This is a genomic window from Xanthomonas sp. NCPPB 1128, from assembly GCF_001043115.1.
GTDB lineage: Bacteria > Pseudomonadota > Gammaproteobacteria > Xanthomonadales > Xanthomonadaceae > Xanthomonas_A.
The window spans coordinates 329,135-345,374 of record NZ_LFME01000001.1 but is presented as its reverse complement, the minus strand read 5'-3'; the positions used below and the strand labels follow the sequence as shown (position 1 = coordinate 345,374).

15 protein-coding genes and 1 tRNA gene are annotated in these 16,240 nt (G+C 70.4%); 12 read left to right on the top strand and 4 right to left on the bottom strand.

Annotation, left to right across the window (positions count from 1 at the left end):
- Window positions 1-188 precede the first annotated feature (188 nt).
- Window positions 189-530: a hypothetical protein gene (locus tag ACP93_RS01385; RefSeq protein WP_228135925.1), complete on the bottom strand. Its 342-nt coding sequence runs from the start codon at window positions 528-530 to the stop codon at window positions 189-191.
- A gap of 343 nt (window positions 531-873) precedes the next feature.
- Between ACP93_RS01385 and ACP93_RS01380 the strand changes: the two genes are divergently transcribed.
- From ACP93_RS01380 to ACP93_RS01340, 9 genes are all read left to right on the top strand, one after another.
- Window positions 874-950 (top strand) — tRNA-Arg (locus ACP93_RS01380).
- A 225-nt stretch (window positions 951-1,175) separates the two neighbouring features.
- Entirely contained in the window at window positions 1,176-2,708 is a 1,533-nt protein-coding gene (locus ACP93_RS01375; protein WP_048489055.1) for an L-piperidine-6-carboxylate dehydrogenase, read from the top strand.
- A gap of 66 nt (window positions 2,709-2,774) precedes the next feature.
- The gene (locus ACP93_RS01370) at window positions 2,775-3,056 is read left to right on the top strand and encodes a DUF4190 domain-containing protein (RefSeq protein WP_048489054.1); all 282 of its coding nucleotides are present in this window, start codon (window positions 2,775-2,777) and stop codon (window positions 3,054-3,056) included.
- On the top strand, window positions 3,053-3,826 hold the full coding sequence (locus ACP93_RS01365; protein WP_048489053.1) for a class I SAM-dependent methyltransferase: 774 nt from the start codon (window positions 3,053-3,055) through the stop codon (window positions 3,824-3,826). Before ACP93_RS01370 ends, ACP93_RS01365 begins: the two co-directional genes overlap by 4 nt.
- Window positions 3,827-3,836: 10 nt before the next feature.
- Window positions 3,837-4,892: a quinone-dependent dihydroorotate dehydrogenase gene (locus ACP93_RS01360; RefSeq protein WP_048489052.1), complete on the top strand. Its 1,056-nt coding sequence runs from the start codon at window positions 3,837-3,839 to the stop codon at window positions 4,890-4,892.
- Entirely contained in the window at window positions 4,889-5,932 is a 1,044-nt protein-coding gene (gene murB / locus ACP93_RS01355; protein WP_048489051.1) for a UDP-N-acetylmuramate dehydrogenase, read from the top strand. The genes ACP93_RS01360 and murB overlap by 4 nt, the downstream gene beginning before the upstream one ends.
- A 14-nt stretch (window positions 5,933-5,946) precedes the next feature.
- Window positions 5,947-6,834: a DMT family transporter gene (locus ACP93_RS01350; RefSeq protein ID WP_255347921.1), complete on the top strand. Its 888-nt coding sequence runs from the start codon at window positions 5,947-5,949 to the stop codon at window positions 6,832-6,834.
- Between the two features lie 128 nt (window positions 6,835-6,962).
- Window positions 6,963-7,652, top strand: a complete 690-nt coding sequence (locus ACP93_RS01345) for an aspartate/glutamate racemase family protein (RefSeq protein ID WP_048489050.1) — start codon at window positions 6,963-6,965, stop codon at window positions 7,650-7,652.
- Between the two features lie 65 nt (window positions 7,653-7,717).
- Window positions 7,718-8,833, top strand: coding sequence for a TPM domain-containing protein (locus tag ACP93_RS01340; protein ID WP_228135924.1), 1,116 nt, complete (start codon window positions 7,718-7,720; stop codon window positions 8,831-8,833).
- 26 nt (window positions 8,834-8,859) lie between these two features.
- On the opposite strand, the gene ACP93_RS01335 is transcribed toward ACP93_RS01340, so the two are convergent.
- Together ACP93_RS01335 and ispG are read right to left on the bottom strand one after the other, a co-directional pair.
- Entirely contained in the window at window positions 8,860-9,585 is a 726-nt protein-coding gene (locus ACP93_RS01335; protein WP_048489048.1) for a phosphatase PAP2 family protein, read from the bottom strand.
- Window positions 9,566-10,831: a flavodoxin-dependent (E)-4-hydroxy-3-methylbut-2-enyl-diphosphate synthase gene (gene ispG / locus ACP93_RS01330; protein ID WP_017913396.1), complete on the bottom strand. Its 1,266-nt coding sequence runs from the start codon at window positions 10,829-10,831 to the stop codon at window positions 9,566-9,568. Before ispG ends, ACP93_RS01335 begins: the two co-directional genes overlap by 20 nt.
- Window positions 10,832-10,955: 124 nt before the next feature.
- Between ispG and ACP93_RS01325 the strand changes: the two genes are divergently transcribed.
- The 3 genes from ACP93_RS01325 to ACP93_RS01315 all read left to right on the top strand — a co-directional run bounded on the left by ACP93_RS01325 (window position 10,956) and on the right by ACP93_RS01315 (window position 14,609).
- A complete protein-coding gene (locus tag ACP93_RS01325) occupies window positions 10,956-12,179 on the top strand; it encodes an ATP-binding protein (RefSeq protein ID WP_048489151.1) in 1,224 nt (407 codons plus the stop codon).
- Window positions 12,176-12,742 carry a response regulator transcription factor gene (locus tag ACP93_RS01320; protein ID WP_048489047.1) on the top strand — a complete coding sequence of 189 codons (567 nt, stop codon included), beginning with the start codon at window positions 12,176-12,178 and terminating at the stop codon, window positions 12,740-12,742. The genes ACP93_RS01325 and ACP93_RS01320 overlap by 4 nt, the downstream gene beginning before the upstream one ends.
- 73 nt (window positions 12,743-12,815) lie before the next feature.
- A complete protein-coding gene (locus ACP93_RS01315) occupies window positions 12,816-14,609 on the top strand; it encodes a putative bifunctional diguanylate cyclase/phosphodiesterase (RefSeq protein WP_048489046.1) in 1,794 nt (597 codons plus the stop codon).
- 28 nt (window positions 14,610-14,637) lie between these two features.
- Here ACP93_RS01315 and ACP93_RS01310 read toward each other — a convergent pair whose 3' ends face one another.
- Complete coding sequence (locus ACP93_RS01310) at window positions 14,638-16,200, bottom strand: sodium/sugar symporter (RefSeq protein WP_048489045.1); 1,563 nt, start codon at window positions 16,198-16,200, stop codon at window positions 14,638-14,640.
- Window positions 16,201-16,240: the final 40 nt, after the last annotated feature.

The following is a 16,240-nucleotide window of genomic DNA, read 5'->3' as shown; positions in this document are numbered from 1 at the left end:
AAGCGCAGCATCGACCTGCTGGCCGAAGAAAACGGTTGCAAAAGTGACTATCGCGAAAGGCCGGAAAACCCAGCGTTGCGCCGGATCGCGGCGCTTGCGCCTACGCGAAAAACGCCGCGCTCGGCATGTGCGCGAAGACCCTGGCAACCAAGCGCGCGACGCCGTGGCGCCGCGCGCTTGCGCAAGCCTTACTGCTGCTTCTGATCTGCCGGCGGCGTCTGCGGCGGCTGCTGCGGATCCGGATTGGCGGGATCCTGCGGGTTGGTCGGCGGCGGCGTGGTCGGCGAGGTGCCGTCCTGCCCCTGCATCGTGCCTTGGCTGGCATCGGTGCCGGTGGTGCCCGTGGCGGTGCCGCTGGCATCACCGCTGGTGCTGCCGGCCGGTGCGGTGCTGCCGCCCGCCGGGCTGCCGTCGGCGGCGGCGGGCGGGTTGGCCGCATTCGGATCGGTGGTGGGTTGCTCATCGCGCTTGCACGCTGCCAGCGCTGCCATCATCGAACCGACCAAGACCATCTTCATTGCGGTGTTCATGAGTCACTCCTGCTTCGCATAGGGGGTGGAAATCGCCACGTGCGCGCCGACTAGCCGGCGGTCACGCCAAGGCGACCAGGACCGCCGATGCGCGGCGGCGATCGCCCCGCCGCAGTGGGCGGGCGGGGCGCTTGTCGCGGACGTGGCGGATGACTTCGCCATCGACCGTCGCCGCTGCGGCAACGCGGGATCGCGGAGCGAGCCGTCGCGCGCCGCAGTAGCGGACGTACGCAGCCTACGCAGGGCGATGCTCAGGCCGCGTCGGCACAAGGTGTAGAGGACGTTATTGCAAGCCAGGGCGACAACGCGCGATTCAGCGTCGTAGAATCCCCGGCAGGCCAATGGCCCCGTAGCTCAGCTGGATAGAGCGGTCCCCTCCTAAGGGACAGGTCGTGCGTTCGAATCGCGCCGGGGTCACCATTCTTCGTTCATGCCCGCGGCCGCCATGTCGCCAGTGGCCTCCCCCTTAGCTTCCCGATGCAAGCCGCGCCGCGCGGCGGGATGCCTGTGCGTTTTTGCGCTCGCCAGCCGCTTCAGGCCGGCGGCGGCGGCCGGCGGCGTCCGGTCTGCTAAAATTGTCGGCTGCGCGCGCCGCGTCCCCCGCCTGCGGTCGCCTTCCCTGTCGCAACGAACCCAGGAGATTCCATGTCCGCTGACCTGCTCAAGGCGCTCGGCCTTGCCGCCACCAACTCCGGCACCTACCTCGGCAACGGCGAGTGGTCCAGCGCCACCGGCGCCGGCGTGCTGCAGCCGCTGAACCCGTCCAGCAACGCCGTCATCGCCGAGGTGCAGGCCACCACCGAGCAGGACTACGAAACGGTGATGGCCCGCGCCCAGGCCGCGTTCAAGGTCTGGCGCACCACTCCGGCGCCGCGCCGCGGCGAAGCGGTGCGCCTGTGCGGCGAAGCGCTGCGCAAGCACAAGGACGCGCTGGGTTCGCTGGTCGCGCTGGAAATGGGCAAGAGCAAGCCGGAAGGCGACGGCGAAGTGCAGGAGATGATCGACATCGCCGATTTCGCGGTCGGCCAGAGCCGCATGTTGTACGGCTACACCCTGCATTCGGAGCGCCCCGGCCACCGCATGTACGAGCAGTACCAGCCGCTGGGCCTGGTCGGCATCATCAGCGCGTTCAACTTCCCGGTCGCGGTGTGGAGCTGGAACGCGTTCCTGGCGGCGATCTGCGGCGACATCTGCATCTGGAAGCCGTCCAACAAGACCCCGCTGACCGCGATCGCATCGATGAAGATCTGCAACGAGGCGCTGCGCGACGCCGGCTTCCCGGACATCTTCTTCCTGATCAACGACGCCGGCGTGGCCCTGTCCGAGCGCCTGGTCGAGGACACCCGCATCCCGCTGATCAGCTTCACCGGCTCCACCCAGGTCGGCCGCAACGTCGCCGAGAAGTGCGCGCGCCGCCTGGGCCGCTGCCTGCTGGAACTGGGCGGCAACAACGCCATCATCCTCGACGAGAGCGCCGACCTGAAACTGGCGGTGCCCGGCATCGTGTTCGGCGCGGTCGGCACCGCCGGCCAGCGCTGCACCACCACGCGCCGGCTGATCGTGCACGAATCGATCTACGACACCGTGCTGGCGACCCTGGTCAAGGCCTACAGGCAGGTCGAAGGCAAGATCGGCGATCCCACCGACCCGGCCAACCTGATGGGCCCGCTGAACAGCCGCGGCGCGGTCGAGCAGTTCCTGGACTCGATCGCCAAGGCCAAGGCCGCCGGCGGCACCGTCGAGACCGGCGGCACCGCGCTGGACCGTCCGGGCAACTTCGTGCTGCCGGCCATCGTCACCGGGCTGAAGAACAGCGATGAGGTCGTCCAGCACGAGACCTTCGCCCCGATCCTGTACGTGATGAAGTACAGCACCCTGGACGAGGCCATCGACATGCAGAACGGCGTGCCGCAGGGACTGTCCTCGTCGATCTTCACCCAGAACCTGAAGGCGGCGGAGAAGTTCCTGTCCGCGGCCGGCAGCGACTGCGGCATCGCCAACGTCAACATCGGCACCTCCGGCGCCGAGATCGGCGGCGCCTTCGGCGGCGAGAAGGACACCGGCGGCGGCCGCGAGTCCGGCTCGGACGCGTGGAAGGTGTACATGCGCCGGCAGACCAACACGATCAACTACTCCGACTCGCTGCCGCTGGCGCAGGGCATCAAGTTCGATCTGTGACGCGGTGAGTGCGGCGTCCGCACCCTGCGGCCGCCGCCCCCTTTCCTTGTGCAAGGAGCGACAGCGATGAGTCAGGTGCGCGAAACCAATTCCCTGGCGGTGGTCAGCCTGGTCGCCGGCATTCTCGGCTGGACCCTGATGCCGGTGCTGGGCAGCCTCGGCGCGATCGTCACCGGGCACCTGGCCCGGGCGGAGATCCGCCGCCAGCCGCAGCGCTTCCAGGGCGATGGCCTGGCAGTCGGCGGGCTGATCCTGGGCTGGACCGCGGTGGTGCTGGCGGTCCTGGCGGTGCTGGCCTTCGTGGTGTTCTTCGGCGGGCTGGCCTGGTTCGCCAGCACCCAGTCGTGAGCCGGGACGCCGCCGCGCCGCGCGAGCGCTTCAGCGACCGCGTCGCCGACTACGTGCGCTACCGCCCCAGCTATCCGCCGGCGCTGCTGGACTGGGTGCACGGCGAGCTGGGCGTGGCGCGCGTGGCGCTGGTCGCCGACATCGGCGCCGGCACCGGCATCTCCACGCGCCTGTTCCTGCAGGCCGGGCACCCGACCCTGGCGGTGGAGCCGAACGCAGCGATGCGCGAGGCCGCGGTGGCGCTGCTGCAGGACCTGCCAGGCTTCCGCGCCATCGACGGCAGCGCCGAGGCCACCACCCTGGCCGACGCCAGCGTCGATGTGATCAGCGCCGCGCAGGCCTTCCACTGGTTCGACCTGGAGGCGGTGCGCCGCGAATGGGCGCGGGTGCTGCGTCCCGGCGGGCTTGCGCTGGTGTACTGGAACTCGCGCCTGCTCGACGCCACACCGTTCCTGGAAGGCTACGAGCAGTTGCTGCTGGAGTACGGCACCGACTACAGCGCGGTGGCCGAGCGCTACCACGACGATGCCACCATGCAGCGCTGGTTCGGTGCCGGCCTGCGCGGCACCGCGCAGTTCCCCAACGAACAGCGCATGGACTTCGAGGCCCTGCGCGGACGCCTGCTCTCGTCCTCCTACGCGCCGCTGCCCGGCCACCCGCGCCATGCGTCGATGCTGGAAGCGCTGCGCGCGCTGTTCGACCGGCACCAGCGCGACGGCGTCGTCGCGTTCCATTACCGCACCCGCGCCTTCGCCGGGACGCTGAACTGAGCCACACGCCATGTATTCCCTCGCCCGACCGTTCCTGTTCGCCTTCGACGCCGAGCGCGCGCATGCCCTGGGCCTGCGCGCGATCGAGCTGGCCTACCGCACCGGCACCAATCCGCTGCTGGCGCGCACGATCGCGCCGATGCCCACGCGCGCCTTCGGCCTGGACTTCCCCAATCCGGTCGGGCTGGCCGCGGGCCTGGACAAGAACGGCGAGCACATCGACGCGCTGCTGGCGCTGGGCTTCGGCTTCGTCGAGATCGGCACCGTCACCCCGCGCGCGCAGGCCGGCAATCCGCAGCCGCGCATGTTCCGGCTGCCGCGGCAGCAGGCGGTGATCAACCGCATGGGCTTCAACAATCTGGGCGTGGATGCGCTGGTGCGCAACGTCGAGCGCGCGCGGCGCCGGCGCGGCCTGCTCGGCATCAACATCGGCAAGAACAAGGACACCCCGAACGAGGACGCCGCGTCCGACTACCTGCATTGCCTGGAAAAGGTCTACGCGCTGGCCGACTACGTCGTCGTCAACATCTCCTCGCCCAACACCGCCGGCCTGCGCGAACTGCAGGAGGAGCAGGCGCTGCGGCAGTTGATCGCGCGCCTGCGCGAGGCGCAGGAAGCGCTGGCCGCGCGCCACGGCAAGCGCGTGCCGATGCTGGTCAAGGTGGCGCCGGACCTGAGCGACAGCGACATCGACGCGGCGGCGCGGGTGCTGTCGGACTTGCAGGTGGACGGGGTGATCGCCACCAACACCACCGTCGCCCGCCCTGGCCTGGAGCACGAGCCGCTGGGCGCCGAGAGCGGCGGCCTGTCCGGCGCGCCGCTGCTGGGCCAGTCCACCCTGGTGCTGCGCCGGCTGCGCGCGCGCCTGCCCGAGAGCATCCCGCTGATCGGCGTCGGCGGCATCCTCTCCGGCGCCGACGCGGTGGCGAAGATGGCCGCCGGCGCGGCGCTGGTGCAGTGCTACAGCGGGCTGGTGTTCCGCGGGCCGGAGCTGATCGGCGAGTGCGTCGAGGCGATGCGCCGGCGCCGCGAAGCGCCCAGCCGCGGGGACGTGGTCGTCTCATGAGCACCACGGCCTGGTCGCTCACCGCGCAGGCGCCGCTGCAGGCGCTCAACACCTTCCACGTCGCCGCGCAGGCGCCGTGGCTGCTGCAGATCTTCGCGCCCGAGGCGCTGCCCGAGGCACTGCTGGCGCCGGAGCTGGCCGGCGCTGCGCTGTTGCCGCTGGGCAGCGGCAGCAACCTGCTGTTCGCCGGCGATGCGCCCGGCGTGGTGCTGTGCTTCGCCAACCGCAGCATCGACACCCTGGAGCACCGCGCCGACTACGCCATCGTCCGCGCCGGCGCCGGCGTGGGCTGGCACGACCTGGTGATGTGGTCGCTGGCGCAGGGCCTGTCCGGCCTGGAGAACCTGGCGCTGATCCCGGGCACGGTCGGCGCCGCGCCGATCCAGAACATCGGCGCCTACGGCGTGCAGATGGGCGAGTTCGTGCACGTGGTCGAGGCCTACGACCGCGCCGACGCGCGCTTCGTGCGGCTGGACGCGGCCGCCTGCGAGTTCGGCTACCGCGACAGCCTGTTCAAGCGCCAGCCCGACCGTTACCTGATCGCCGCGGTGGAGTTCAACCTGCCGCGGCTGCACGCGCTGCGCCTGGACTATGCCGGCATCGGCGAGGAGCTGCAGGCGATGGGCATCGCCACGCCCGGCGCGCCCGACGTGGCCCAGGCGGTGATCAACATCCGCCGGCGCAAGCTGCCCGACCCGGACGTGCTCGGCAACGCCGGCAGTTTCTTCAAGAACCCGCTGCTGCCGCTGGAACAGGCATTGGCGCTGCAGCACGAACACCCAGCCTTGCCGGTGTTTCCCGGCGACGACGACAGCCAACGCAAGCTGTCGGCGGCGTGGCTGATCGAGGCCTGCGGCTGGAAGGGCTACCGCGAGGGCGACGCCGGCGTCTCCGCCGCGCACGCATTGGTGCTGGTCAACCACGGCCAGGCCAGCGGTGCCGAACTGCTGGCACTGGCGCGGCGCATCACCGCCTCGGTACGCGAGCGCTTCGGCGTGGTCCTGGAACCGGAACCGCGCATCGTCGGCGCGCAGTGGTAGCCGCCGCCACGCCGCTGCGCGCGGCGCTGCTGATGCTGGCCAGCACCATGGCCTTCGGGCTGATGGTGGTGGCGATCCGGTTGGCCTCGGCGCAGTTGTCGACGCTGCAGATCGCCTTCTTCCGCAACCTGTTCGGCCTGCTGTTCCTGCTGCCGATGCTGCTGCGCCCGGGCCGGCCGTGGCCGCGCACCGCGCAGCTGCCGCGCTACCTGCTGCGTACCGCGATCGGCCTGGTGTCGATGCTGGCCGGGTTCTGGGCGATCGGCCACCTGCCGCTGTCGCAGGCGATCGCGCTGTCCTACTCCACCCCGCTGTTCGCGACCCTGGCCGCGGCGCTGTGGCTGGGCGAGACGGTGCGCCTGCGGCGCTGGCTGGCGGTGCTGTGCGGCTTCGTCGGGGTGTTGCTGATCGTGCGCCCCGGCGCCGCCGCGTTCAGCCCCGGCACCCTGGTGGCGGTGCTGGCCGCAGTGATGAGCGCCCTGGTCGCGATCCAGATCAAGCAACTGGCACGCGTGGACGCGGCCAATACGGTGGTGTTCTACACCTACGTGTTCTGGGTGCCGATGTCGCTGCTGCCGGCGCTGTTCGTGTGGCGCTGGCCGCATGGCATCGAATGGCTGTGGCTGCTGGCCACCGGCCTGTTCGGCACCCTCGGGCAGTTGCTGTGGACGCACGCGCTGCGTCTGGGCGAGGTCTCCGCGCTGACCCCGATCAGCTTCACCCAATTGCCGCTGGTGGCGCTGTTCGGCTGGTGGTTGTTCGACGAGACCCCGGACGGCGGCACCGTGCTGGGCGCGCTGGTGATCCTCGGCGCCAACGCCTACATCGCCCATCGCGAGGCCGTGCTGGCGCGGCGCGCGGCGCGCGTCGGTGTCGGTACGCCGCCGACGCTCGACGCCTAGGGGCGCATGACGCCGCGACGCGCTCCGACTTCGCTGCAATCGCCGACACAGGCACAGCGCGCGTTCGCTGCACGCGGCCGATGCCGCTACCATCCTCGCGCACACGCAACCACGGCACGCGGCGCAGGATGAAGACCATCGGCATGATCGGCGGCATGAGCTGGGAATCCACCCTGCCCTACTACCGGCACATCAACGAGACGGTGCGCGCACAGTTGGGCGGCCTGCATTCGGCCAAGCTGCTGCTGCACAGCGTGGACTTCCACGAGATCGCGCAGTATCAGCGCACCGGCGACTGGGATGCGGCCGGCGCCGTATTGGCGGCCTCGGCGCGCGCACTGCAGGCCGGCGGTGCCGATTTCCTGGTGTTGTGCACCAACACCATGCACTGCGTCGCCGACGCGATCGCCGCCGCGGTCCCCTTGCCGCTGCTGCACATCGCCGATGCCACCGCCGACGCGCTGCAGGCCGCCGGCATCGTCCGCGTCGGCCTGCTCGGCACCCGCTTCACCATGGAGCAGGCGTTCTACCGCGAACGGCTGCAGCGGCGCGGCTTCGAGGTGCTGATCCCGGATGCGCCGGCACGCGAGGACGTGCACCGCATCATCTACGAAGAGCTGTGCCAGGGCCTGGTGCAGGCGCCGTCGCGGCTGCGCTACCGCGAAGTGATCGCCGGGCTGCAGGCGCAAGGCGCGGAGGCGGTGATCCTGGGCTGCACCGAGATCGGATTGCTGGTCGGACCTGCCGACGCGGCAGTGCCGCTGTTCGATACGACCGCGCTGCATGCGCGCGCCGCGGCCTTGTATAGCCTGGCCTAGCGATGCGCAGGAACGCCCAGCGATCCGCGGCCATCACCTGCCGCCGCCAAGCCGGCGCCTCGCACGTGCGAACTCCGGTTCGGCTCGGCGCCCTGCTGGTCCTGGCCCTGCTGCTGTGGCCGGTACGCGGCATCGGCGCCGTCGCCATTCCGCCCTACACGCCCAACGTGGTCGATCCCGCCGGCACGCTCAGCGCGGACGACACCCAGCGGATCAACGCGGCACTGCAGCGTCTGCGCGAACGCCAGCACATCTGGGGCGCGGTCTACCTCGTGCCGTCGCTGCAGGACGAACCGATCGAACGCCTGGCCGAACGCGCCTTCCGCACCTGGCGGCTCGGCCGGCAGGGCAGCGACAACGGCCTGCTGCTGGTGCTGGCGATGCAGGACCGGCGTTCGCGCTTCGAAGTCGGCTACGGCCTGGAAGGCGTGCTGCCCGACGTGGTCGCCCGCCACGCGCTGGACGACTACCTGGCCCCGCGCCTGCGCCAGGGCGACACCGCCGACGCCATCGTGGCGGCATTCGACTTCATGGGCCGCGCCGCTGCACAGGATCCCGACGCCATCGCCGAACTGGCGCAACCGGCCGACGAAGAGATGAACTGGCGGCGCGGCGCCATCGCCTGGGCCGGCCTGCTGGTGCTGGTGTGGCTGCTGTTGCCGCTGCGCCAGGCCTGGACCGGCTATCTGGGCGGGCGCCTGCTGCGGCGGCATCCGCGCCTGTCGGCCAAGCCCGAGGAGCTGGTCCAAGACACCACACGCGGCGGTTTCTGGGCGTGGTTCATCCGCCTGTTCCTGAGCGCCAATCCCGGCATCTTCGTGATACTGCTGTCGGCCAGGTCGATGACGATGACGGTGATCTTCCTGGCGCTGGAACTGTTGGTCCTGGTGCTGACCCTGGCCATCGCCGCGCAGCGCTACCGCTCGCCGCAGCGCTACAGCCGCTTCCTGCAGGCGCTCACACGGCGACGCAATGCGCTGATCCGCAAGGGCCATATCGCCGAGACCGCGCCCGGCGTGTTCGCCTACACCGCCGGCTACCATGCTGCGCAAGCCGCCAGGGAACGCGCCGCGGCCGAATCCACAGGATCGTCCTCGTCCTCCTCATCTTCGTCCTCCAGCAGCGACTCGTCCTCCGGCGGCGGCAGCTCCGGTGGCGGCGGCGCGAGTTCGAGCTGGTAGCGTGCGGCGACGCCCCCGCGTCGGCGTCAGCGCGCGTCGGTAGCGGCCAGTGCGCGGCGCGCGCGCCAGCGCGGCCGGCGCTCGCCGCGGAACAGCAGCAGGTACAGCCCCACCACCCACACCAGCGCCGCGCTCCAGCCGCCGAGGATGTCGGAGGGGTAATGCACCCCCAGGTACACCCGCGACACCCCGACCAGCAGGGTGAAGCTGCCGGCCAGCCACAGCACCGGCCAGCGCCAGCGGGTGCGCCAGCTCAGCGCGATCAGCACCGCCGCCAGGGTCATCGAGCCCATCGCGTGGCCGCTGGGAAAACTGAAGGTGTGGTGCTCGGGCGCGATCGACTCCCACAGGCTGGGCCGGTCGCGCTGGAAGAACTGCTTGGCACCCATGTTCAGCAGCGCCGAGCCGATGAAGGACAGTGCGGCGAACAGCGCCTCGCGCCAACGACGCAGGCCCAGCAGCACCAGCACGATCAGCGTGTCCAGCGGAATTACGCCGTACTGGTAGCCGGCCTCGGTGACCACGGTGAAGAAGCGGTCCCAGCCGGGGCTGGTCAGCCCACGCATGCTCCACAGCAGCGGCTCGTCGAAATACAGGTCTTCGAGTGCGTGCACGTCCTCGGCCAGCATCACGAACACGCCCAGCGGCAGCAACACCCCGGCGAACAGCAGTACCACGCGCCACGCGTTCAGCCGCAGCCAGCGGCGCAGGCCGGCCGCCTCGGCGGCGGATTCACCCGGTGCGGCGGACATAGGTACGTTCGACGTAGTCGTCGATCAGTGCGACGAACTCGTGGGCGATGTTCTCGCCGCGCAGGGTCACCTTTTTCTCGCCATCGATGAACACCGGCGCGGCCGGCGCCTCGCCGGTGCCCGGCAGCGAGATGCCGATGTTGGCGTGGCGCGACTCGCCCGGCCCGTTGACCACGCAGCCCATCACCGCCAGGGTCATGCTCTCGGCGCCGGGATGGGTCACCTTCCACTCCGGCATCTTGGCGCGGACGTGGTTCTGCACCACCTTGGCCAGCTCCTGGAAGAACTCGGAGGTGGTGCGGCCGCAGCCCGGGCAGGCGGTGACCAGGGGGGTGAAGGCGCGCTGGCCGGTGGTCTGCAGCAGTTCCTGGGCGACGATCACCTCCTGCGTGCGCGATTGCCCCGGCTCGGGGGTCAGCGAGATACGGATGGTGTCGCCGATGCCTTCCTGCAGCAACACCGCCAACGCCGCGCTGGAGGCGACGATGCCCTTGCTGCCGATGCCGGCCTCGGTCAGGCCCAGGTGCAGGGCGAAGTCCGAGCGCTGCGCCAGGTCGCGGTACACCGCGATCAGCTCCTGCACGCCGCTGACCTTGCAACTGAGCACGATGCGGTCGCGGCCCAGGCCCAGTTCCACCGCACGCTCGGCCGAGTCCAGCGCCGAACGGATCAGCGCTTCGCGCAACACCCGGCCGGCATCCCACGGCACCTCGCGCCGCGAGTTCTCGTCCATCAGCTGCGCGGCCAGCGCCTGGTCCAGCGAACCCCAGTTGGCGCCGATGCGCACCGGCTTGTCGTACTTCAGCGCGAACTCGATCAGCTGCGCGAACTGGGTGTCCTTCTTCTTGCCGAAGCCGACGTTGCCGGGATTGATCCGGTACTTGGCCAGCGCCTCGGCACAGGCCGGCTCGGCGGCCAGCAGCTGATGGCCGTTGTAGTGGAAGTCGCCGATCAGCGGCACCTCGATGCCCATCATCCGCAGCTTGTCGACGATGCGCGGGATCGCCGCCGCCGACTCGGGATTGTTGACGGTCAGGCGCACCAGTTCCGAGCCGGCGCGCCACAGTTCGGCCACCTGCTTGACCGAGGAGGCGACGTCGGCGGTGTCGGTGTTGGTCATCGACTGCACCACCACCGGCTTGCCGCCGCCCATGGTGACGCCGCCGATGCGGACCGGCTGGGTGAGACGGCGCGCCCAGGGCGCGGCATCGGCGGGAGGCGTGGGGCGGCTGACGGCGTCGTACATCTGCCCATTTTAGCCTGCGCGGCGCCTCCTGCCGCATGCACCGGCACCGGCGATTCAGCGAGGCGGCACCGCTGCGACGGTTTGTCGCAGGCAGGCCCCCGGTCCAGCGCATACGATGCGCAGCATGGATTCCACCGACGCCTCCTTCCTGCGCACCCTGTGCAGCCTGCGCTGGCTGGCCACCGCCGGCCAGGCCGCGACGATCCTGGTGGCGACCTGGCCGCTGCAGTTGCCGCTGCCGCAGGCGCCGCTATGGGCCGGCGTGGCGGTGCTGGCGCTGTTCAACCTGTACGCGCAGCTGCGCCTGCGTCATGCCGACTCGGCCGCGCCGGCCACCGCCTTCGGCCACATCCTAGTCGACGTGACGGTGCTGACCTGGATGGTCGGCTGGAGCGGCGGCATCGGCAACGCCTTCGGCTCGCTGTTCCTGGTGCTGATCGCGCTGGCGGTGCTGGCGCTGCCGCTGCGCTGGGCGCTGGCGGTGGCGCTGGCCTGCGTGGCCGGCTATGCGGTCAGCGCGCTGTTCGGCTTGCCCCTGCCGCACGGCCCCTACCAGGCGCTGGACCTGCAGCGCTGGGGCATGGCCGCCAACTTCCTGCTGTCCACCGTGGTGGTGCTGGTGTTCTCCACCCGCCTGGCGATGGCCATGCGCGAACGCGAGCGCGAGCTGGCGCTACTGCGCGAGCGCTTCACCCGCAACGAGGGCATCGTCGCCCTGGCCACCCATGCCGCCTCGGTGGCCCACGAACTGAACACGCCGCTGGCGACGATGACCCTGCTCACCGACGACATCGCCGAGCAGAGCACCCAGCCGGAACTGCGCGAGGACCTGGACACCCTGCGCGAACTGCTGGTGCAGTGCCGCGAACGGGTGCTGGCACTGGCCGCCCCGGCGCAGCGCGCCGGCGGGCGGACCGTGTCGCTGGCGCAGGTGCTGCACCAATGGCAGTTGGTGCGGCCCACCGTGCGCCTGCGCCGCAACGACGACGCGCCGCTGCAACTGCGCATGGAAAGCGCCATCGGCCACCTGCTGCAGGTGCTGCTGAACAACGCCGCCGACGCCGGCGAACGCGCGGGCCATCCGCAGGTGGACCTGAGCGTGCGCGTCACCGGCAGCGAGCTGGTCGGCGAGGTCCGCGACTACGGCGGCGGCTTCGACGCCAACCAGGTCGGCCTGCCGGCCACTCTGTTCCGCAGCGGCAAGCCCGAGAGCATGGGCGTGGGCCTGGCGCTGTCGCATGCGACCATCGAACGCCTGGGCGGCGAGCTGTGGACCGAGCCGGCGCCGGACCATGGCGCCCGGGTCGGCTTCCGCCTGCCGCTGCTCGCCCTGGAGACCTCCGCATGAACACCGACTCCCCGCTGGGCCTGCTGGTCGACGACGATCCGCTGTACCTGCGCACCCTGCAGCGCACCCTCGCCCGCCGCGGCCTGGAGACGCGCACCGCCGACAGCGCCGCCGCCGCGCTGGCGCTGGCCGCCGCCGCGCCGCCGGACTACGCGCTGATCGACCTCAAGCTCGGCGACGAATCCGGCCTGGCGCTGATCCAGCCGCTGCGCGCGATCCGCGCCGACATGCGCATCCTGCTGGTCACCGGCTACGCCAGCATCGCCACCGCGGTGGAGGCGATCAAGCTCGGCGCCGACGACTACCTGCCCAAGCCGGCCACCGTGCCGATGATCCTGCGCGCGATCGGCCTGGAAGCCGAGGAGGAGGAGGACGAGGACGGCAGCGACGTGCCGGACGCGATGACCCCGCTCAGCCGCCTGCAGTGGGAGCACATCCAGCAGGCCATGCACGAGACCGGCGGCAACGTCTCCGCGGCCGCGCGCCTGCTCGGCATGCACCGCCGCTCGCTGCAGCGCAAGCTGGCCAAGCGGCCCAGCCCGCAGCGCGACCCGCCACGCTGAGCCGCGCGGCGGCGGCGTGAACCGCGCCTGGGCCCGGCGCTCAAGTCCCCTGGCGCCGGGCCGCTAACCCGGCATGTTGAAATCTCCCCCACCCGCCTTGCTGGACGAGCCGCAACGGCTCAGCGCCCTGCGCCAGCTGTGCCTGCTGGACACGCCCGCCGACCAGGTGTTCGACCTGGTCACGCAGCTGGCGTCCCGCTACCTGCGGGTGCCGATCGCGCTGGTCTCGCTGATCGACGAACAGCGCCAGTGGTTCAAGTCCCGGGTCGGCCTGGAGGTTGCGCAGACGCCGCGCAGCCAGGCGTTCTGCGCACATGCGATCCACAGCCCGGAACTGATGGTGGTGGCCGACGCGCGCCAGGATCCGCGCTTCCGCGACAACCCGCTGGTCACCGGCCCGCCGTTCATCCGCTTCTACGCAGGTGCCCCGCTGCTGATGGCCGACGGCGCCAGCCTCGGCACGCTGTGCGTGATCGATACCGAGCCGCGCCACGAGTTCGACGAGGTCGCGCGCCGCACCCTGCAGGACCTGCGCGACCTGCTGATGGTCCGCATCGACACGCTGCGCAACAGCGGTTTCGTCGATGCGCTGACCGGCCTGCCCAACCGCAGCCGCTTCAACGACGACCTGACCATGTGGCTGTCGCTGCAGAGCGCGGATCAGCACGACACCGCGGTGGCGATCGACGTGTGCGGCATCGACTATTTCCGCGACATGGTCAAGGCGCTGGGCTGGGAGTACGCCGAGGGCTACCTGCTGGCCACGCGCGACCGCCTGCGCAAGGCGCTGGGCAGCCTGCCGCTGTACCGCATCGACACCACCACCTTCGTGTTCATCATGGAAGGCAGCGACACGGCGCATCTGGAGTACTGGTGCGAGCACGTCTGCGACGCCTTCGCCGCGGCGATCGACCACCAGGGCATTCCGCATGCGGCCAGCCCCTCGCTGGGCGCGGTGCGCCTGGACGGGGCGCTCAGCGCCAATCACACGGTCCGCTCGCTGACCACCGCGGTGGACATGGCGCGCCAGCGCGGGCAGCGCTGGAGCCTGTACGAGCGCAACCACGACGCCAACCAGCGCAATGCCTTCCGGATCCTGGCCGCGTTGCCGGAGGCGCTGGAGACCCGGGGCCAGCTGAGCCTGCACTACCAGCCGCGGGTGAGCCTGCGCAGCGGCGCCTGCGTCGGCGTGGAAGCGCTGCTGCGCTGGCAGCATCCGTTGCTGGGCACGGTGGCGCCGAACGACTTCATCCCGCTGGCCGAAAAGACCGCGCTGATGAGCCGGATCACCGCCTGGGTGCTGCGCGCCGGCATCGCCCAGGCGGCGCTGTGGCGACAGCGCGGTTACACCTTCAGCGTCGCGCTGAACGTGTCGGCGGTGGACCTGGAACAGGCCGACTTCATCACCCGGCTGCAGGCGCTGCTGCAGCAGCATGCGCTGGCGCCCGGCGCGCTGGAGATCGAATTCACCGAGAGCGCGATGATTCGCGATCCGCAGCGCGTGGGCGAAAAGCTGCAGCAGATCAGCGCGCTCGGGGTAAAGATCGCCATCGACGACTTCGGCACCGGCTACAGCAACCTCGGCTATCTGAAGAACATCCCGGCCAGCGCGCTGAAGATCGACCAGTCGTTCATCCGCGCCCTGCCCGGCAGCCGCAGCGACGGCATGCTGGTGCCGTCGATGATCCATCTCGGCCACGACTTCGGCCAGCAAGTGGTGGCCGAGGGCATCGAGAGCGAAACCGTGTACAAGATGCTGCGCGACTGGGGCTGCGACGAAGGCCAGGGCTACTGGATCGCGCGGCCGATGCCGGCCGAGGCGCTCGACGCCTGGCTGGCCGAGCCGTGGCAGAACGGCGACGCCTGAGCGCACCGCGCCACGGCCCGCGCGTGGCTCACCAGAACACCGCGTACAACGCCACCAGGATCGCGATCACCGCCGCGGCGCCGAGCTTGAAGCCCAGCGTGGTGCCGTAGCGCACGTCGTCGGTGCGGATCAGGTCGCGCGCCGGCGCCTGCGGGGTCAGCAGCGACACCAGCACCGCCGCCACCAGCGACAGCACGAACACCAGGCCGATGCGGTCCATGAACGGCAGTTCCGGCCACAGCTTCTTCAGCGCGAACGACAGCAGCACCGAGCCGATCGCCGCGGTCAGCGCGCCGGCCTCGTTGGCGCGCTTCCAGAACAGGCCGAGCATGAAGATCACCACCACGCCCGGGGTGAAGAAGCCGGTGAATTCCTGGATGAACTGGAAGCCCTGGTCGAAGTTGCCCAGCAGCGGCCGCGCGGTGAGGATGCCGATCAGCACCGAGGTCACCGCGGCCACGCGGCCCACCCGCACCAGCTGCGGCTGATCGGCCTGCGGGCGGAACTTGGCGTAGAAGTCCAGGGTGAAGATGGTCGCCACCGAATTGATCTTGGACGCCAGCGAGGCCACGATCGCCGCCACCAGCGCGGCGAACACCAGGCCGAGGATGCCGCTGGGCAACAGCTGCATCATGGTCGGATAGGCCTGGTCCGGCTTGGCCAGGTCCGGCGCCAGCACCACCGCGGCGATGCCCGGCACCACCACCACCACCGGCATCAGCAGCTTCAGGAACGCGGCGAACACCATGCCCTTCTGCGCCTCGCCGATGTCCTTGGCCGCCAGCGCGCGCTGGATGATGTACTGGTTGAAGCCCCAGTAGCTGATGTTCATCACCCACAGGCCGCCGAGCAGAACGCTCAGACCCGGCAGGTCCTTGTAGAACGGGTTGTCCTTGGACAGGATCATGTGGAAGTGCTCCGGGTGCATATTCCACAGGTGGCGGAAGCCGGCGAGCACGCCGGCGCCGTCGCCGATCCGCGACAGGGTCAGGCCGGCGACCAGCAGGCCGCCCAGCACCAGCAAGGTGACCTGCACGATGTCGGTCAGCGCCACCGCCTTCAGTCCGCCGTACAACTGGTAGACCAGCGCGAACACGCCGATCAGCGCCAGCGCCAGGGTCTGGTCCATGCCGGTGACCTGGCTCACCGCGATCGAACCCAGCCACAGGATCGAGGTCAGGTTGACGAACACGTACAGCAGCAGCCAGAACACCGCCATCAGCGTGCGGATCCACTTGCCGTAGCGCTGCTCCAGGAACTGCGGCATGGTGTAGATGCCGTTGCGCAGGAAGATCGGCAGGAAGAACTTGCCGACGATCAGCAACGTCAGCGCCGCCATCCATTCGTAGGAAGCGATCGCCAGGCCGATCGCGTAGCCGGAGCCGGCCATGCCGATGATCTGCTCGGCGGAGATGTTCGCCGCGATCAGCGAGGCGCCGATCGCCCACCACGGCAGGGTCTTGCTGGCCAGGAAGTAGTCCTCGGCGCTCTTGCTGTGCCCGGCCTTCTCCCGCGACACCCATTGCGCAAGCAGGAAGATGCCCGCCAGGTAGACCACCACAATCGCCACATCCAACGTCGCCAACCCCACTGCCTTCTCCTACGGGCCGCAGCCCTGTCGCACCGTTGTC